The 18,265-nt window shown below is 73.6% G+C and carries 16 protein-coding genes; all 16 read right to left on the reverse strand.

From position 1 onward, the window contains the following. Nucleotides 1-77: 77 nt before the first annotated feature. A complete protein-coding gene (locus tag ABD973_RS06700; RefSeq protein ID WP_345499186.1) occupies nucleotides 78-1,097 on the reverse strand; it encodes an ABC transporter ATP-binding protein in 1,020 nt (339 codons plus the stop codon). Further along, nucleotides 1,094-2,122 carry an ABC transporter ATP-binding protein gene (locus ABD973_RS06705; RefSeq protein WP_345499188.1) on the reverse strand — a complete coding sequence of 343 codons (1,029 nt, stop codon included), beginning with the start codon at nucleotides 2,120-2,122 and terminating at the stop codon, nucleotides 1,094-1,096. Before ABD973_RS06705 ends, ABD973_RS06700 begins: the two co-directional genes overlap by 4 nt. Continuing rightward, entirely contained in the window at nucleotides 2,122-3,108 is a 987-nt protein-coding gene (locus ABD973_RS06710; RefSeq protein ID WP_125602854.1) for an ABC transporter permease, read from the reverse strand. The genes ABD973_RS06705 and ABD973_RS06710 overlap by 1 nt, the downstream gene beginning before the upstream one ends. Further along, nucleotides 3,105-4,070, reverse strand: coding sequence for an ABC transporter permease (locus tag ABD973_RS06715; RefSeq protein WP_125822881.1), 966 nt, complete (start codon nucleotides 4,068-4,070; stop codon nucleotides 3,105-3,107). The genes ABD973_RS06710 and ABD973_RS06715 overlap by 4 nt, the downstream gene beginning before the upstream one ends. A gap of 23 nt (nucleotides 4,071-4,093) precedes the next feature. Then, nucleotides 4,094-5,836, reverse strand: a complete 1,743-nt coding sequence (locus tag ABD973_RS06720) for an ABC transporter substrate-binding protein (protein ID WP_125822880.1) — start codon at nucleotides 5,834-5,836, stop codon at nucleotides 4,094-4,096. 183 nt (nucleotides 5,837-6,019) lie between these two features. Further along, a complete protein-coding gene (locus ABD973_RS06725; RefSeq protein WP_125822879.1) occupies nucleotides 6,020-6,730 on the reverse strand; it encodes a GntR family transcriptional regulator in 711 nt (236 codons plus the stop codon). 56 nt (nucleotides 6,731-6,786) lie between these two features. Beyond that, on the reverse strand, nucleotides 6,787-7,752 hold the full coding sequence (locus tag ABD973_RS06730) for an ornithine cyclodeaminase family protein (protein WP_386382180.1): 966 nt from the start codon (nucleotides 7,750-7,752) through the stop codon (nucleotides 6,787-6,789). Continuing rightward, entirely contained in the window at nucleotides 7,749-8,768 is a 1,020-nt protein-coding gene (locus ABD973_RS06735) for a proline racemase family protein (RefSeq protein WP_164720976.1), read from the reverse strand. Before ABD973_RS06735 ends, ABD973_RS06730 begins: the two co-directional genes overlap by 4 nt. Next, nucleotides 8,765-9,769, reverse strand: coding sequence for a proline racemase family protein (locus ABD973_RS06740; RefSeq protein ID WP_125822878.1), 1,005 nt, complete (start codon nucleotides 9,767-9,769; stop codon nucleotides 8,765-8,767). The genes ABD973_RS06735 and ABD973_RS06740 overlap by 4 nt, the downstream gene beginning before the upstream one ends. Before the next feature lie 17 nt (nucleotides 9,770-9,786). After that, entirely contained in the window at nucleotides 9,787-10,713 is a 927-nt protein-coding gene (locus ABD973_RS06745; protein ID WP_125602849.1) for a dihydrodipicolinate synthase family protein, read from the reverse strand. Between the two features lie 75 nt (nucleotides 10,714-10,788). After that, nucleotides 10,789-12,252, reverse strand: coding sequence for an FAD/NAD(P)-dependent oxidoreductase (locus ABD973_RS06750; protein ID WP_345499198.1), 1,464 nt, complete (start codon nucleotides 12,250-12,252; stop codon nucleotides 10,789-10,791). Then, nucleotides 12,233-12,547, reverse strand: a complete 315-nt coding sequence (locus ABD973_RS06755) for a (2Fe-2S)-binding protein (RefSeq protein WP_206436674.1) — start codon at nucleotides 12,545-12,547, stop codon at nucleotides 12,233-12,235. The genes ABD973_RS06750 and ABD973_RS06755 overlap by 20 nt, the downstream gene beginning before the upstream one ends. Before the next feature lie 186 nt (nucleotides 12,548-12,733). Beyond that, nucleotides 12,734-13,888: an NAD(P)/FAD-dependent oxidoreductase gene (locus ABD973_RS06760; protein WP_345499200.1), complete on the reverse strand. Its 1,155-nt coding sequence runs from the start codon at nucleotides 13,886-13,888 to the stop codon at nucleotides 12,734-12,736. 92 nt (nucleotides 13,889-13,980) lie between these two features. After that, nucleotides 13,981-16,374 (reverse strand): collagenase, encoded by a 2,394-nt coding sequence (locus ABD973_RS06765; RefSeq protein ID WP_345499202.1) that lies wholly within the window; start codon nucleotides 16,372-16,374, stop codon nucleotides 13,981-13,983. Between the two features lie 288 nt (nucleotides 16,375-16,662). Beyond that, nucleotides 16,663-17,061, reverse strand: coding sequence for a RidA family protein (locus ABD973_RS06770; protein WP_125594750.1), 399 nt, complete (start codon nucleotides 17,059-17,061; stop codon nucleotides 16,663-16,665). Beyond that, nucleotides 17,058-18,182, reverse strand: a complete 1,125-nt coding sequence (locus ABD973_RS06775; protein ID WP_125594751.1) for an acyl-CoA dehydrogenase family protein — start codon at nucleotides 18,180-18,182, stop codon at nucleotides 17,058-17,060. The genes ABD973_RS06770 and ABD973_RS06775 overlap by 4 nt, the downstream gene beginning before the upstream one ends. Nucleotides 18,183-18,265 lie beyond the last annotated feature (83 nt).

The following is an 18,265-nucleotide window of genomic DNA, read 5'->3' on the forward strand; positions in this document are numbered from 1 at the left end:
GGAAGGGGCCGCACACCGGAAAGGGCCCCGCGGACGTCGTCGTCCGCGGGGCCCTCCCCTTCTTCCCGTGATCCCCGTCAGTCACCCGGGAAGTGACAGGCCACCTCCCGCGAGGCGGCGGGCCGCAGCAACGGCCGCTCGGTGCGGCAGACCTCCTGCGCCTTGGGGCAGCGCGGGTGGAACGTGCAGCCCGGGGGCGGGGCGGCCGGGCTCGGCGGGTCGCCGAGGAGCACGATCCGCTCCCGCCGCCGCTCCGCCGCCGGGTCCGGCAGCGGTACGGCGGACAACAGCGCCCGGGTGTAGGGGTGCTGCGGGTTCTCGTAGAGGGACTTCTTGTCCCCGATCTCGACGATCCGGCCGAGGTACATGACCGCCACGCGGTCGCTGACCCGCTTGACCACCGAGAGGTCGTGGGCGATGAACACGTAGGCCAGGCCCAGTTCGGCGCGCAGCCGCTCCATCAGGTTGACGATCTGCGCCTGGACGGAGACGTCGAGGGCGGAGACCGGTTCGTCGGCGATCACCAGCCGGGGGCTGGTGGCCAGCGAGCGGGCGATGCCGATGCGCTGGGCCTGGCCGCCGGAGAACTCGTGCGGGTAGCGGTCGATGTGCTCGGGGATCAGCCCGGTCAGTTCCATCAGCTCGGCGGCCCGGCGGCGGGCGTCCGCCGCGCTCCAGCCCTGCACCAGCAGCGGGTCGGAGATGATCCGGGCGACCGTCTGGCGGGGGTTGAGGGAGGAGTGGGGGTCCTGGAAGACCATCTGGATGTCGCGGCGCAGGGGGCGCAGCGCGGACTGGGAGAGCCGGCTGATGTCGCGGCCGTCGAAGGTGACTCTGCCGGAGGTGGGTTCCAGCAGCCGGACCAGCATCCGGCCGGTGGTGGACTTTCCGCAGCCCGACTCGCCGACGAGGCCGAGGGTGCGGCCGGGCTCCAGGTCGAAGGAGACGCCGTCGACGGCCCGGACGGGCGCCGCCCGGCGGCCGGTCAGCGACCGCTTGCCGGGGAAGGTCATGGTCAGGTCCCGTACGGAGAGCAGGGGCCCGGCCGGGGCGTCCTGCCGTACGGCCCGGTCCTGGCCGGTGGCCGGGGCGGTCATCGGGACACCTCCGGGGTGGCGACGGGGGCGGGGGCGGAGCCGGCGAAGTGGCAGGCGGCGGTCCGGGCGGGGGTCCCGTACGGGCGCGGCTCGGGCACCTCGCCCGTGCAGCGCTCCCGCTCCTCGCGGGTGCCGGCGGCGGCGCGCGGGCAGCGGGGGGCGAAGGCGCAGCCGGGGTCGCGGTGGAGGAGGGAGGGCGGGGAGCCGGGGATGGAGGGCAGCGGGACGTCGTCCGGGCTGTCGAGGCGGGGCAGGGAGTCGAGCAGCCCCCGGGTGTAGGGGTGGGCGGGGCCGGCGAACAGCTCGTCGGCCGCGGCCCGTTCGGCGGCCCGGCCGCCGTACATGACGAGGACCTCGTGGGCGACGCGGGCCACCACCCCCAGGTCGTGGGTGATCATGACGACGCCGAGGCCGCGTTCCTCCTGGAGGCGGGCGATCAGTTCGAGGATCTGGGCCTGGACGGTGACGTCGAGGGCGGTGGTGGGTTCGTCGGCGATGAGCAGGTCGGGTTCGCAGGCCAGGGCCATGGCGATCATGGCGCGCTGGCGCATGCCACCGGAGAACTGGTGGGGGTACTCCCCGGCCCGGCGGGCGGGTTCGGGGATGCCGACCTCGCCGAGCATGTCGACGGCGCGTTTGCGGGCGGCGGCGCGGCCGGCCCGGAAGTGCACGCGGAAGTGTTCGGCGATCTGTTCGCCGACGGTGTAGTAGGGGTGCAGGCTGGACAGCGGGTCCTGGAAGATCATGGCCATCCTGCGGCCGCGGACCTTGGCCAGTTCCTTCTCGGGCAGGCCGTTCAGCTCCTGTCCGGCGAGCCGGACGGAGCCGGTGACCTCGGCGCCGGTGCGGTGCAGGCCCATGACGGCGAGGGAGGTGACGGACTTCCCGGAGCCGGATTCGCCGACGATGCCGAGGGTGCGGCCGGCTTCGACGGTGAAGCCGAGCGCGTCGACGGCGCGTACGGTCCCGCGCGGGGTGCTGAAGGTGACGTGCAGGTCGCGCACTTCGAGCAGGGGGGTGGTCATCAGTACCTCACCCTCGGGTCGACCACGGCGTAGAGGAGGTCGACGGCGAGGTTCGCGACGACGATGAAGAAGGCGGCGAGCAGGGTGACGCCGAGGACGACGGGCTGGTCGGAGCTGACGAGGGCGCCGTAGAAGAGCCTGCCGATGCCGGGGAGTCCGAAGATGGACTCGGTGATGACGGCTCCGGCGAGGAGGCCTCCGAGGTCCATGCCGAAGATGGTGAGGATGGGGGTCACACCGGAGCGGAGGCCGTGTTTGACGACGACGGTCCGTTCGGGCATGCCCTTGGCGCGGGCGGTGCGGATGTAGGGCTCGGCCATCGCCTCGATCATCGAGCCGCGGCTCTGGCGGGCGTACATGGCGGCGTAGAGCAGGGCGAGCGCGGTCCAGGGCAGCAGCAGGTTGGAGGCCCAGGCGAGGGGGTCGTCGGTGAAGGCCTGGTAGCTGGGGTAGGGCAGCAGTCCGGCAACGCGGATGACTCCGTAGATGAGCACGACGGAGGTGAAGTAGACCGGCAGGGAGGCGGCGGCGACGGCGCCGACCATGAGGGCCTTGTCGGTGGCGGTGTCCTTGCGCAGGGCGGCGGTGACGCCGGCGCCGAGGCCCAGCAGCAGCCAGAGGGCGGCGGCGCCGACGGCGAGGGAGGCGGAGACGGGGAGCCGGTCCATCAGCAGGTCCCAGACGGGCAGGGAGTTCTCGTAGGAGTAGCCCAGGCAGGGGAAGTCGCACTGGACGGCGTACTGGCCGGAGCCGAGGGTGCGGCCGGTGAAGATGCCGGTGAGGAAGTCGGCGAACTGCCGCCACAGGGGCTGGTCGAGGCCGAGGTACTGGCGTACGTCGGCCAGCCGTTCGGCGCTGCAGGTCTTGCCGCAGGCGGCGGCGGCCGGGTCGGTGGGCAGGACGTAGAAGATGACGAAGGTGACGGCCGCGATGGCGAGGAGCACGCCGGCCAGGGCGAGCAGGCGGCGGAGCAGGTAGAGGATCAACTGCGGCCTCCCCTCGGGTCGAGGATGTCGCGCAGGGCGTCGCCGAGGAGGGTGAAGGCGAGGACGGCGAGGAAGAGAAAGACGCTCGGGATGACGAAGTACATGGGGTCGGTCTCGTAGAAGGCCACGGACTCGGCGATCATCTGGCCCCAGGACGGGGTGGGCGGGCGGACCCCGACGCCGAGGTAGCTGAGGGCGGCCTCGGTGCTGATCATGCCGGGGATGAGCAGGGTGGTGTAGGCGATGACCGGGCCCGAGACGCCCGGGAGGATGTCGCGGGTCAGGATGCGCCAGGCGCTCGCGCCGCCGACGCGGGCGGCGTCGACGTACTCGCGGTGTTTGAGGGAGAGGGTCTGGCCGCGGACGACTCGGGCGACGCCGGGCCAGCCGAAGAGGCCGATGACGGCGGTCATGAGGGCGATGCGGTTGACGTCCTTGGCCACCGACAGCATCGCGATCATGAAGATCAGCGAGGGGAAGGACATGGTGAGGTCCATCAGCCGGGACAGGACGGCGTCGGTGCGGCCGCCGAAGTAGCCGGCCGCGATGCCGGCGGCGGTCCCGGCGAGGACGACGATGGCGGTGGCGGCGAAGGCGATGAGCAGGGAGACCTGGGCGCCGTGGACGACGCGGGCGAACAGGTCGCGGCCGGTGACGGGTTCGACGCCGAGCCAGTGCTCGGGGCTGATCCCGCCGAGGTCGCCGAGCGGGAGGCCGCCGAGGTAGGGGTCGACGGCGCTCTTGTCGAACTCCTCCGGGGACCAGCCGCCGAGCGCCCCGAGCCAGGGTGCGGTGAGGGCCATGAGGACGAAGAGGAGGACGACGGCGGCGCTGACGCGGACGGCGGGGCGACGGCGCAGTTCCCGCCGAGCGAGCTGCCAGGGGCTGCTGCCCGGCGCCGCCGCGGGCCGTCCGGCCGGGGTGTCGGGCGCGGGGGCGGCGCCGGGTGTGGTGGTGGTCATGGTGTCGGTGGCCTCGGGGTTCCTCAGCCCTGGCTCTTGGACGGGTCCTTGAGGCCGACGGTCCCGTAGTCGATGGTGCCGGTCCAGGAGGGGTGGCCGTAGGCGCCGGCGATGTTGGGGCCGACGAGCAGCGGCTTGCGCTCCATGAGGACCGGGATGGAGGGGGACTTCTTCATGATCTCGGCGTCGAGGTCGATCCAGGCCTGGTTGGCCTGCTTCGCGTCGGCCATCGCGTTGATCTCGTCGATCCGCTTCATGGTGGCCTCGTCGCGGAACTGGGAGTAGTTGCCCTGGTTGCCCTTGTCCTTGATGGTGCGTCCGTCGAAGACGAAGGGCATCCAGGTGGAGCCGGAGGGGTAGTCGGGGCACCAGCCGGTGTAGGTCATGTCGGGGGTGGTGGAGAGGTCGCCGATGACGTCGTAGTACGCGCCGGGGTCGACGGTGTCGATGACGACCTGGATGCCGGCCCGGGACAGGCCCTGCTGGATGGCCTCGGCCTTGCCCTTGTCGCCGGTGGAGACGGAGAGGGTGACCTTGAGGTTCTCCTTGCCGGCGGCCTTGAGGAGTTCCTTCGCCTTGGCCGGGTCGCCGGCCGGGGGGATCTTCAGGGTGTCGGCCTGCTTGCCGCCGGAGAGGGCCGGGGGCAGGTAGGCGGTGGCGACCTCGTTGAGGGCGGGGCCGCCGCCCGCGGTGATGACGGCCTCCTTGTCGACCGCGTACTGCATGGCCTCGCGGACCTTGGGGTCGTTGAAGGGGGCGCGGGAGTTGTTCAGGTGGAGCATGACCGTACAGCCCTGGGACTCGGCGAGCATGCGGGCCTTGACCTCGGGCTTGGGCAGCACCTTGGGGGCGCTCTCGGGACGCATGTTGGCGTACTCGACGGCGGAGGCGTCGGCGCCCTCGCCGGCGATGATGCGGTCGTCGATCTGGCCGCCCTTGAGGCCCATGACGACCACGAACTTGTCCGGGTAGGCCTTGCGGACGGTGTCGGTCCTGGGGTCCCAGTGCTCGTTGCGGACGAGCACGAGCTTCTTGTCGCGGTCGTACGTCTCGATCTTGTACGGGCCGGAGGAGAACGGGCGGGCGTCGTACTGGGTGCCCTTCTCCTGGGACTGCGGGACGGGCGCGAAGGTGGGGAGGGTGGCGGTCTGCGAGAACTCGGCGACGGGGCGCTTGAGTTCGAAGACGATCGTGCGGTCGTCGGGGGTCTTGACGGAGTCGAGGTGCTGTCCCTGGAGCGGGCCCTTGTAGCCCTCGGCGCCGGCCAGGTACTGGGCGGCGTAGTCGGGGCCGCCGGTCAGGTCGGGGGCGAAGGAGCGCTCGACGTTGTACTTGACGTCCTGGGCCTTGATGGGGCTGCCGTCCTCGTACTTGAGGCCTTCCTTGAGGGTGAAGGTCCAGGTGCGGCCGCCGTTGGAGGGGGTGCCGAGGTCGGTGGCGAGGTCGGGGACGAGCTCACTGCCGGCCTTGCCGGGCTCCGCCTTGAAGGTGACGAGCGTGCGGTAGAGCAGCCGGGTGCCGAAGTCCATCGTCGGCATCGTCCAGTTGCGGGCCGGGTCCAGGTGGGAGAAGTCCTGGTTGGACAGGACGGTGAGGGTGCCGCCCTTGACCGGGGTACCGCCCAGGACCTTCCCGTCGTTGCCGGCGGCGGGGTTGGACGCGCCGCCGGCCGCGGGGCCCTTCTTGGGGTCGGAGCATCCCGAGGCGCCGAGTACGAGCGCCGCCACCAGGGCGGTGGCGAGGGTGAGCTGGGTGCGCTTGGTCATGGGTCACTCCAGGGAAGGGCCGCGCTTCAGCACGCTTGAGCACGCGCTTTAGGATGTGACCGGTAACATAGTAATGTGAAATTGTACTGACAAGAGGTTGCCGCCGCCGTTATTCAGCCGTGTCCAAATCCGTTGCCGGAAACGCGAGTTGGGCCCGGACCGATAGGTCCGGGCCCTGCGGGGTCAGACGCCCGAGCCGAGACCGCCCTGGGGGCGGCCCACGGGCTCGTCGCGGCCCTGCGCCCAGAGCGAGCGGACGTGGCCCAGGTGGCGCTGCATGCAGGCCTCGGCCGCCTCCGCGTCACCGGCGATCATCAGGTCGAGCAGCTCGATGTGCTCCTCGGCGGAGGAGACCAGCTTGCCGGCCTCGTCCAGGCCCGTGAGGCCGTACAGCCGGGAGCGCTTGCGCAGGTCGCCGACGGTCTCGACCAGGCGCTCGTTGCCGGCGAGGGCGAGCAGCCCGAGGTGGAAGCGGCGGTCGGCCTCCAGGTAGCCGATGAGGTTGTGCTCGCGGGCGCTGCTGACGATCTCCTCGGCGACCGGGCGCAGCTGCTCCAGCTGCTCCGCCGTGGCCATCCGGGTGACCCGGCCGACGGTCGGGACCTCGATCATCGTGCGGAGTTCGGTGTACTGGTCGAGGTCGCGCTCGCTGACCTCGGTGATCCGGAAGCCCTTGTTGCGGACCGGCTCCACCAGGCCCTCGCGGGCGAGGTCCAGCATGGCCTCGCGGACCGGGGTGGCCGAGACCCCGAGCTCGGCGGCGAGGCCCGGGGCCGAGTAGACGCTGCCGGGGCGCAGCTCACCCGCTATCAGCGCGGCGCGCAGGGCGTGGCCGACCTGGTCGCGCAGCCGCTCCTGGGCCTTGATGAGACTGTGCTGCTTCAGGTCACCCATTGCTCTTCCTCCGAGACCCCGCACACCACCGACGTGCGGAGGAACAGCGTACAATGTCACGTTTCGCTGTTCGCTCCGGTCGCGTGGTACATCGCCACCGCGACGGCAAGATCTTCCCAGGCCATGCCCACGCTCTTGAAGAGCTGTGGACAACTCGGCCTCCCGCCCGGGCCATTGCGCCCCGAGACCAGGTCGGCGAGGGTGCCGGCGATGTGACCGGGCCCGATCGCCCCCTCGGCCTCCGGCACCAGCAGGTCCCCGGCCTCGCGCAGCGCGGCCGCCCGCGACTCCACGTACACCGCCGCGCGTCGCACGAGGGCGGTGTCGGTCTCCCGGGCGTCCGGCTCGTGCGAGCCGACGGCGACGACCACCGCCCCCGGGGCCACCAGACGCCCGTCGAAGAGCGGCTCGCGGGCGGTGGTGCAGCACAGGACCAGGTCGGCTCCGGCCACGTCGGCGGGCGTGCCCGTGCGGGCCGGGACGCCCAGGCCCCGCGCGTGCGCCGCGAGCCGTTCCGCGCGGCCCGGGTCGCGGGCCACCACCACCGCCCCGGCCAGGTCCCGCAGTTCCAGCACCGCTTCGAGGTGCCCGTACGCCTGCGGTCCCGAGCCGAACAGCACCAGCCGCAGCGGGCGCCCGGGAGCGGTCAGGTACCGCAGGGCGAGCGCGGAGACCGCCGGGGTGCGCAGGGCCGTCAGGGCGGCGCCGTCCAGGAGGGCCAGCGGGCGCAGGGTGGGGCCGTCCAGCAGGAGGTAGCTGCCGGTGATCCGGGGCAGTCCCCGCGCCGGGTTGCCGGGGGCCACCCCGGCGATCTTCACCCCCGCGTACGCGCCCGACGCGGCCGGCATCAGCAGCAGTTCGCCGCCGGGCGCCGGCACGCTGGTGCGCTGCGGGCAGGCCTCCGGGTCCAGGCCGGCGCGCAGGGCGGCCTCCAGGGCGTCGGCGGCCCGCCCCGCGGTGAGCAGGCCGGCCGTCTCGCGGGCGTCCAGCTGGAGGAGGCCCGCGGCGGGGAGGCCCGTCACAGCAGGAAGCCCGCGCCGAGGGCGTCGTACGGGTCGGCGGTGAAGGCGTGCTCGCCGGTGCGGTAGGCGGCCCCGGTGACCTCGGTGACCCCGCCCGCGAGGAACCGCCCGGTGAAGACGGTGCCGGTCACCGACTCGTGCAGCAGGTCCTCCCCCGCCCCCAGCCGGCCGTCCTCCGCCAGCAGCGCGAGCCGGGCGGAGGTGCCCGAACCGCAGGGCGAGCGGTCGACCTGCCCGTCGGCGAAGACGGTGACGTTGCGCTGGTGCGGCCCGAAGGGGGTGTCGGGGAGCTCCTCGTACAGCACCACCCCGTAGACCCCGGACAGCAGCGGGCCGCCGGGGTGCCAGGTCGCCGGGTGGGTGGCCAGGGCGGCCCGGACCTCCCGTCCGGCGCGCACGAGCTCGGGCAGGGCGGCGCGGGTGACCTCCAGGCCGAGGTCCCGCGCGGCGACCGAGGCGTAGCAGGCCCCGGCGTGGGCGATGTCCACCTCCGCGAGGCCGAGGGTGGTGGCGACCGGGACCTTGCGGGCGGCCACCCGGGCCGGGACGTTGCGGAAGGTGACCCCGCTGGTGCGGCCCTGGGACCGGTGGACGGTGGCGGTGACCCGGCCCGACGGCACGTCGATGCGGACCTGGGCGTCCCCGTCGTCGGGCGCCGGGACGCGGCCGGTGTCCACGGCCCAGGCGCCGAGCGCCATGGTGCCGTGGCCACAGGCGGTGGAGTAGCCGTCCTTGTGCCAGAACAGCACCCCCAGGTGGGCGCCGTCGTCGTCCGGGGGCACCACGAACCCCCCGTACATGCCGGCGTGCCCGCGCGGCTCCTGCACCAGCAGGCGCCGCACCTCGTCCAGCGGGCTGCGGCGCGGCATGGTGCCGGAGCCCCCGGGGCCGATGGCCGTGGCGCAGCGCTCGGCGACGGTGTCACCGGGGACGGGGGGCAGCCCGCCGGCGGTGAAGTCGACGATCCGGAAGGGCTCGCCCGCCGTGTGGTAGTCGGTGGTGCGGACGGTGGTCACAGCAGGAACCCTCCGGGGAAGGGGTCGGTCGGGTCGAGGAAGTACTGGGCGGTGCCGGTGATCCAGGCCCGCCCGGTGACGGTGGGGACCACCGCCGGCCGGCCGCCGACCGTGGTCTCCCCGACGAGGCGGCCGGTGAACTCGGTGCCGATGAAGGACTCGTTGACGAAGTCCGTGCCGAGCGGCAGCAGCCCCCGGGCGTGCAGCTGGGCCATGCGCGCGCTGGTCCCCGTACCGCAGGGCGAGCGGTCGAACCAGCCGGGGTGGATGGCCATGGCGTGCCGGGAGCGGCGGGCGTCGGAGCCGGGGGCGGCGAGATAGACGTGCTTGACCCCGGCGATGGAGGGGTTCTCGGGGTGGACGGGGCGGTCGGGTCCGGCGTTGACCGCGTCCATGACCGCGAGGCCGGCGGCGATCAGGTCGTCCTTGCGGGCCCGGTCGAAGGGCAGTCCGAGGGCGTCGAGTTCGACGAAGGCGTAGAAGTTGCCGCCGTAGGCGAGGTCGTAGCCGACCGTGCCGAATCCGGGCACCTCGGCCTTCAGGCCGAGGCCCACGCAGAAGGCCGGGACGTTGGTGAGGGTGACGGCGGTGGCCGCGCCGTCCTCGACGCGTACGTCGACGCTCACCAGTCCGGCCGGGGTGTCGAGCCGGACCGTGGTGACCGGCTCGACGGCCGGGACCATGCCGGTCTCGACCAGGACGGTGGCCACCCCGATCGTCCCGTGCCCGCACATGGGCAGCAGGCCCGACACCTCGATGTAGAGCACGCCGAAGTCGGCGTCGGGCCGGGTGGGGGGCTGCAGGATGGCACCGCTCATCGCCGCGTGGCCGCGCGGTTCGTACATGAGCAGGGTGCGGACGTGGTCCATGTGCTCCATGAAGTGGAGCCGCTTGTCGGCCATGGTGGCACCGGGGATCACCCCGACGCCGCCGGTGATCACCCGCGTGGGCATGCCCTCGGTGTGGGAGTCCACGGCGTGGTAGATGTGGCGCGTGCGCATTCCAGTCCCCCCGGGGATCAGTTGAGGCCTTCGGCCAGGGCCTTCTCGGTGGCGGCGCGCACGGCGGCCTCGGTCTCCCCGGTGAGGGGGAAGCGCGGGGGGCGGGTGGCGCCGCCGGGGCGTCCGGCGAGGTCCATGGAGAGCTTGATGGCCTGGACGAACTCGGTCTTGGAGTCCCAGCGCAGCAGGGAGTGCAGGGACTTGTAGAGCGGCAGGGCGGTGGCGAGGTCGCCGGCGACGGCGGCCCGGTACAGGGTCGCGCAGGACCGCGGCAGGGCGTTGGGGTAGCCGGCGATCCAGCCGACGGCGCCGGCGAGGGCGAGTTCGAGCAGGACGTCGTCGGCGCCGATGAGCAGGTCGAGGCCCGGGGCGAGCTCGGCGATCTCGTAGGCGCGGCGGACGTCTCCGCTGAACTCCTTGACGGCGACGATGCTGCCGTCGGCGTGCAGGCGGGCGAGGAGCGCGGGGGTCAGGTCGACCTTGGTGTCGTACGGGTTGTTGTACGCGACCACCGGCAGGCCCGACCGGGCGACCTCGGCGTAGTGGGCGCGCACGGTCTCGTCGTCGGCGCGGAAGGCGTTGGGGGGCAGGAGCAGGACCGAGCCCGCGCCGGCCTCGGCGGCCTGGTCGGCCCAGCGGCGGGCCTCGGCGCTGCCGTACGCGGCCACGCCGGGCATCACGCGGGCGCCGTCGCCGGCGGCCTCGACGGCGGTGCGGACGACACGGGCCCGCTCCTCGTCGGTGAGGGTCTGGTACTCGCCGAGGGAGCCGTTGGGGACGACGCCGTCGCAGCCGTTGGCGATGAGCCAGGCGACGTGTTCGGCGTAGGCGTCGTGGTCGACGGAGAGGTCCGCGCGCAGGGGCAGGGCGGTGGCGACCATGATGCCGTGCCAGGGGCGGGTGCGGGTGTCGGCGCTGGGCGCGGGGGTGGGCGCGTGGGTCATGAAGGACTCCCTAGTGTGGTGTGTGACATTTTACTAGTGGGCGTGAGTCGGCCACAAGGGTCCGGGCGGACCCGATCAGTGGCCCGGGGCGGGAAGTTCGGCGTCCGGTGACGCCGGCGGCGGAGCCTGCGGCTCCAGGGCCGCGAGGTGGCGCAGCGGGACCGGGCAGGACAGGGGGCGCCGGTCGGGTGCCGGGGCCCCGCCCGCCAGGGCCGCCACGGCCGGACCGCACATCCGGCCCTGGCACCAGCCCATTCCGGCCCGGGTGAGGAGCTTGACCGTACGGGCGTCCCGCGCCCCCAGGTCCCGCACCGCCTCGCGGATCCGGCCGGCCGGGACCTCCTCGCAGCGGCAGACGTCCGTCTCCTCCCGCAGCCAGCCCGTCCAGCCGGTACCCGGGCGGTGGGCGGCGGCCATCGCGTCGGCGAAGGCGCGCAGCCGGGCGCGGCGGCGGACCAGGGCGGCGGGGGCCGGGCGGCCCGCTGCCGCGTGCGCGGCGATCTCCCCCTCGGTGAGGGCGAGTTCGGCTCCGCCGATGCCGCCCGTCTCCCCGGCGGACCAGATGCCGGGCACCGAGGTGCGCTGCTCCGCGTCCACGTCCAGGGCGGCCGTGCCGTCGGCCGTCTCGCGGGTGGCGCAGCCGAGGGCGGTGGCCAGTTCCAGCTGCGGCACCAGGCCGTGGCCCACGGCGAGGGCGTCGCAGGGGATCCGGCGCGCCGTGCCGGGCAGGGGCTGCCAGTCGCCGTCGAGGCGGGTGACGGTGACGGCCTCCACGCGGGTGGTGCCGTGCGCCTCGGTGACGGCGTGCCGGGTCAGCAGCCGGACGCCGTGGCGCAGCAGGGCGCCGCCGTACGCGGCGCCTTCGACGAGCTTGGCGGGGTTGCGCAGGAGGGCGGGGGCCTGGGGGGCGTACGCGGTGTACGCGGCGGCCTCGACCACGGCGGGGACGGTGGCCCCCGCGGCGGCGAGGGAACCGGCCACGGCGAGCAGGAGGGGGCCGGAGCCGGCGACGACGACGCGGCGGCCGGGCAGGACGAGGTTGTTCTTCAGCATGGCCTGGGCGCCGCCGGCGCCGACCACCCCGGGGAGGGTCCAGCCGGGGAACGGCAGCTGGCGCTCGTAGGCGCCGGTGGCCAGGAGGACGTGGCGGGCGCGGAGGGCCGCCGGGGTCTCGTCGGGGGCGTGGCCCGCCACGGCGTGCAGGATCCAGCCGTCTTCCCCGGCCGGGACCACCGTCCAGACGTGGTGGGCCGGGAGGTACGTGACGCGGCCCGCCTCGCGGTGGGCGCGGAGGGCGGCCTCACGGGTGGCGAAGGCGCGCCAGCCGTGGTGCAGGGCCTGGGGGCGGGTGGCGCCGAGGGCGGGGGCGGGGTGGCGGTAGTACTGGCCGCCGGGGCGGTCGGCGGCGTCCAGGAGGGTGACGCGCAGACCGAGGCGGGCGGCGGTGACGGCCGCGGCCAGGCCGGCGGGGCCGGCGCCGATCACCGCCAGGTCGGCGGTCCGGTCCGGGGTGGTGTGCTCAGACGGCGAGGTCGGCATGGCCGGTGCCCTCCTGGGTGGTGACGGAGTCTCCGGGGCGGGCCGGGACGAGGCAGGCCCGCTGGTTGGGGCGGCCGTTGACGGTGGCGAGGCAGTCGTAGCAGGCGCCGATGCCGCAGAAGGCCCCGCGGGGGGTGCCGCCCTCGCGGGTGGTGCGCCAGGCGAGGATTCCGGCGGCCCAGAGGACGGCCGCGAGGGACTGGCCCTGCTGGGCCGGGAGTTCGCGGCCGTCGAAGGTCACGGGGAACGTAGCCTCCGGGCTGCCGCCCACCAGCTCGCGCGGGCTGCGCATCAGGGGTCTCCTCGGGGTTGGTCGGTGTGCCGTTGCCCTGGCCGGGCGGGGTGCGGGTGGGGTGCGGGTGGGGTGGCTGCGGGGCCGGGGCCGAGTACGGGGCGGGGTGTCGTCCGGGACGGGCTTCGATGTTCGGCGCCTGATCCGGGTCCGGCTGTACGAGGTACCGCGCGCCGAAATCATCTCGTTTTAGTCCCGGACGACACCCCGCCCCGTCCCCGTCCCCTCCGGGAACCGGTCCGGGCGGAACGGGTGCGGGGGCGCCGGGGGTTCGGCTCCGGTCAGGGCGGCGGCGATGAGAGCTCCCGTCGCGGGGGCCAGGCCGATGCCGGCGCCCTCGTGGCCGCAGGCGTGGAAGAGACCGGGCACCCGGGGGTCGGCGCCGATCGCCGGGAGGTGGTCCGGGAGGTAGGGGCGGAAGCCGTGGTAGGTACGCATGACGCGGACGTCCGCCAGGAAGGGGAAGAGCGCCGCGGCCTGGGCGGCCAGGCGGCGGAGGGCCTCGGTGGAGAGGGTGCGGTCGAAGCCGACGCGTTCGCGGGTGGCGCCGATGAGGACCGGGCCGGAAGGGGTGCCCTCGACCACTCCGGAGGACTGGAGCGCCGCCGAGTCGCTGGCCACGTCGGCGACGTAGTCCGCCGCGTAGACCTTGTGGCGGATGACGGGGGGCAGGGGTTCCGTGACCAGGACGAAGCCCCTGCGGGGGAGGACGGGCAGGTCCGTTCCCGCGAGAGCCGCGATGGTGCCGGCCCATGTGCCCGCCGCGTTCACGACGTGGGGTGCGTGGAGGGTGCGGTGGGCCGTGCGGACGCCCGTGATGTTCCCGTTGTGGGTGAGGAGGCCCGTGACCTCCTCCCCCAAGTGGAGTTCGGCGCCTGACGCCTTGAGGAGCTGGGCCGCCGCCTGGGCGGGCTGGACCTGGGCGTCCTGGGGGTAGTGGAAGCCGCCCGCCAGGCCCCGGGCCAGGTGGGGCTCCAGGTCGTACAGGGCGTCCGGGCCCACCTCGGCGGAGACGACCCCGGCGGCGCGCTGGCCCTCGGCGAAGTCGCGCAGGGCCTTGAGGGTGGTGTCGTCCGGGGCGACGACCAGGCCGCCCTTGGTCTCGTACTCGACGGCGTGCGGGAGTTCGGCGGCGAGGTCCCGCCAGAGTTGCGCCGACAGGAGGGCCAGGCCGAGTTCGGGGCCGGCCCCCTTGTCGGAGACGAGCAGGTTGCCCTCGCCCGCGCCGGTGGTGCCGCCCGCGACGGGGCCGCGGTCCACCACCGCCACGGAGAGGCCGGAGCGGCTCGCGTAGTACGCGCACGCGGCTCCGACGACGCCGGCGCCAATGATCACGACGTCCATGGTCAGTAATATGTCACATTCTTTTGAGAGTGCCTAGGGTGGCCCGGCCGGCCCCGCCCCCCGTACGGATCCGGGGCCGGCCGGGCGCGCGGTCAGCTGCGGAGCGGGCCTTCGCAGCTGTAGGAGGAGGTGCCCGCCGCCTTGTTGTCCCAGATCTCCACCGGGCCGAAGGAGCAGTTCATGTCGGCGAGGTTGTTGGAGGCGGCCCCCGCCCGGTCGAGGATGAAGTAGTCCACCGTCTCCGACATGTCCTTGAAGTTCTGGTCGTCACTGCGCCAGTTCTTCAGGTTGGCGGTGATCCGGCCGGTACAGGTGAAGCGGCGCTTGCCGGGGTCGCCGTTCTCCACGCAGTCGGGCGTGTTGTACGTGGCCGCCGCGAAGGAGGACTTCACCGAGGCGAGCGCGGCGTCGCGCAGCCGCTCGTTGGGGGTGAAGGCGGTGTTCGGGACGTAGAGCTGGTCCACCTTGGCGATCTGGGCGTCCAGGAAGCGGTTGTAGTCGCGCTGGAGGTAGGTGTCCGCGCCCGTGCGGTGGCGCCACGCGTCGTACCCGGCGACGTCGTTGGCGCGCAGGTACCCGTACATCTCGCGCAGCAGCGAGGGCTTCTCGGTCCACAGGAACTCGAAGAAGGTGCCCGCGTAGCTGTAGAAGCGGAAGCCGTCACCGTCGTAGGTCGCGTTGAGCAGCTGCTCGACGGTCATGCGCGGCCCGCCGCCGGCGGTGTCGTTGATGACGCTCTTGACCAGGGACTTGCGGACGGCGATGCCGTTGTCGCGGGTGGCGCCGTCGAAGAACTCGGCGGTGCCCTCGTCCATGGCGGTCGTGCGGTCGCCCTCGTACCAGGGGCCCTGGCCGAAGGAGCCGGGCACGGCGAAGCGGCCGTTGAGGTAGTGGGTGTACTCGTGACGGAAGAGCTCTTCCAGGGTGAGGGAGGAGTCCTGCGGGACGCGGCGCTGGTAGGTGTAGAAGGTGGCGCCGTTCTCGATGTAGATGCCGCCGTTGTTGGTGCCGTAGCCGGTCAGGATCGGGTGGTAGTTCTCGTAGTCGGCGCGGGAGGCGTACAGCACGATGTTGAGGGTGCTGTTGGGGTCCCCGGCGAGCGGCTGGTCGGTGCCTATGACGCGGTGGAACTGCGTCTTGACCTGCTTGCTGGCGTAGTAGAGCTGGTCGACGGTGGCCTTGTCGAGGGCGGTGCGGACCTTGATGGCGCCGTTGTCGTAGCTGTAGGTGTACGGGAAGAGCTGCTTCTCGATGTCCTCCTTGCAGACCCCGTACTGCTTGCAGGCGCCGTAGAAGTTGAGCCAGGAGACGATCTTCGCCCAGGCGTCGGTGCCGTGGCCGGACCTGACGCGGTCCAGCATGCCGCCGAGGTCGGCGACGACCTGGTCCTTGAGGCCCTCCACCTGGCCGAAGCGGGCGTACTCGCTGAGGGCGTCGCGCGCCACCCAGGCGTTGCCGGTGCCCTTGAGGTACGTGTAGTCGGCGAAGGCCTTGAAGGCGGCGCGGTACGAGGCGTCCCCCGCGACCGCCGCGTGGAAGGCCGCGTCCTGGTTGCCGGGGTAGACGCCCAGGTAGTTGGTGGAGAGGGCGGCAAGGACGGCGCCGGCCCAGCCCGCGTCGAGGTTGGTGGCCGGGTGGGCCGGGTCCATGGTGGCCAGGACCTTCTTGATCAGGCCGATCTGGTGGTGGCGCAGGCCGGGGCCGGCGGCGTAGAGGGCCTCGCGCAGGGTGCGGGCGTTGGACGGGGTGACGTCGAAGGTCCGTGCGGCGTTGCCGAAGTCGGCGATGGCCTGGCGTATCGCGGCGGTGGTGGGGGCGTCGGTGACGTCGATCTCGTCGCGGGAGAAGTCGTGGTAGGCGACGGCGTGCAGGTAGGTGAACATCTCCTCCAGATGGGAGGAGTTACGGCCGTCGTGGGCGGCGGCCAGGCTGGATATCCGGCGGGAGACGGCCTGGACGTGGGCGTCGGACATGACGGGCGCCAGGCGGGCGTCCCAGGTCCAGATCAGGCCGCGCAGGCAGCCGTCGGCGGTGACGGCCTGGTCGCCGAGGAAGTCGGCGAACTGCTCCGGGGTGAGGTTCTTGATCCCGTCGAGGGTGCAGGGGACGCCGGCGGCGACGCTCTTGGCGGTGGGCGCGGCCTGGGCGGACGTGCGGCTCTTCTCGGTGCGTTCGGCGGCCGCGGTGGAGCCCGGGGCCTCCACGGCGGGGGCGGCGCCGGGCACCCGGCCGTCGGTGACGGCCCTGCCGCCGGGGGCCGGGGCGGGCGCCGGGACGAGCGGCTCGGCGTCGGCCCGGCGGTCGACCTCGTCGAAGGGGCTGGGCGCCGCGGCGCCCTGGGCTCCGGCGGCGAAGGTGGCCGCGGGGGCGGCCGTGGGGGTGATCCGTTCCGCCGCCTGCGTCGAGGCCTGGCCGGCGGTGGCGAGGAGGGTGACCGTGACGGCGGTGGCGAGGAGAGACGTACGCACAGCTCTGTGCTGGAACACCGAGGACTCCTGTTGGGAGGGAGGTGGGGGAAAGGTGCGAACTGCCCTGCGTCACGCGGCGTTTGACGGGGATTAACGTGCCGCGGTGTGAGCTGTAACATAGTAATGTGAAATTGCACTGGCAAGACCTGTGCGCACACCAGTTCAGTACTTCTCGAGGCGGCCTCCGGCCGCAGGGCCGGCTGTCAGGCCGTCAGGTGGGGCCGGAGGTCCCGCTCAGCGGCTGTTCGCCGATCCGGACGGGCACGGAGGTGATCCGGCCGGGCCGGGCGCCCGCGGGAGCACCGCCTACGGGAGCACCGCGATGCCGTCCAGTTCCAGCCGGGCCTCGGTGTCCCACAGGCGGACCACCCCGACGACCGCCATCGCCGGGTAGTCGCGGCCCGCGAGGCGGCGCCAGACGCGGCCCAGTTCGGCGGCGTGCGCGCGGTACTCCTCCACGTCCACCGCGTACACCGTCACCCGGGCCAGGTCGCCGGGGTGGCCGCCGGCCGCCGCGAGGGCGGTCAGCAGGTTGGCGAGGGCCCGCTCGAACTGCTCGGGCAGGCTGTCGCCGACCACCTTTCCGGAGCCGTCCAGCGCGGTCTGGCCGGCCAGGAAGACGATGCGCGAGCCGGTGGCCGACACCGCGTGGGAGAAGCCGGTGGCCGGGGACAGCTCCGGGGGGTTGAGGCGTTCGGGACTCATCGCGCCGCCACCCCCCGGTAGAGCTCCTTGGCGATGATGGTGCGCTGCACCTCGCTCGCCCCCTCGTAGATCCTGGGCGCCCGCACCTCGCGGTAGAGGTGCTCCAGCAGGTGGCCCCGGCGCAGGGCGGCCGCGCCGTGCAGCTGGACGGCGTGGTCCACCACGTACTGGGCCGTCTCCGTGGCGAGGAGCTTGGCCATGGCGGCCCGGCCCGGCACGCCGGGGGCGCCGCTGTCGTACGCGCCGGCCGCCGCGTACACCAGCAGCCGGGCGGCCTCGGTGCGGGTGGCCATCTCCGCCACGCGGTGCGCGACCGCCTGGAGGTCGGCGAGCACTCCGCCGAAGGCGGTCCGGCCGGCCGTGTGGGCCACGGTCGCGTCGAGCGCGGCGCGCGCCATGCCGACCGCGAAGGCGCCCACGCTGGGCCGGAAGAGGTTCAGGGTCTCCATCGCGACGCGGAACCCCTGCCCGGGCCCGCCCAGCACGTCCTCGCGGCCGACGGGCACGCCGTCGAAGGCGAGCGAGCCGATCGGGTGCGGGGAGAGCATCTCCAGGGCCTCGCCGGTCAGTCCCGGGCGGTCCGCGGGGACCAGGAAGGCCGTGATGCCCTTCGCCCCCGGCGCCTCACCCGTACGGGCGAAGACGGTGTAGAAGTCGGCCTCGGGGGCGTTGGAGATCCAGCACTTGGTGCCCGTCAGGCGCCAGCCCGGCCCGTCCGCCCGCGCCGTCAGGGCGAGGGCCGCGGCGTCGGAGCCGGCACCCGGCTCGCTCAGTGCGAACGCCGCCACCTGCCGGCCGGCCCGGACCCCCGGGAGCCACCGCTCCCGCTGGGCGGCGCTGCCCGACCGGAGCACCGGGTGCGCGCCGAGCCCCTGGAGGGCGAGGGCGGTCTCCGCCTCCGTGCAGCCGTAGGCGAGGGACTCCCGCAGCAGGCACAGCTCCAGCGCCCCCGACCCGAAGACCCGTTCCAGCAGACCCAGTTCCCCCAGCTCGGCGAGGAGCGGCCGGTTCACCCGTCCGGGCTCGCCCTTCTCGGCGAGCGGCCGCAGCCGCTCCCGCGCGAGGGCGCGCAACCGGGCGCACCATTCCTCTTGTTCCGCCCCGAGCGCGAATGCGGCCATCCGAATGCCCCCACGTCCTGTCGACACTCTTATCGCGTCCTGTTGACTGCCGTCACCATCACGATACGCTCGGAACGTATTCG

Source organism: Streptomyces racemochromogenes, assembly GCF_039535215.1.
Taxonomy (GTDB): Bacteria; Actinomycetota; Actinomycetes; order Streptomycetales; family Streptomycetaceae; genus Streptomyces; species Streptomyces racemochromogenes.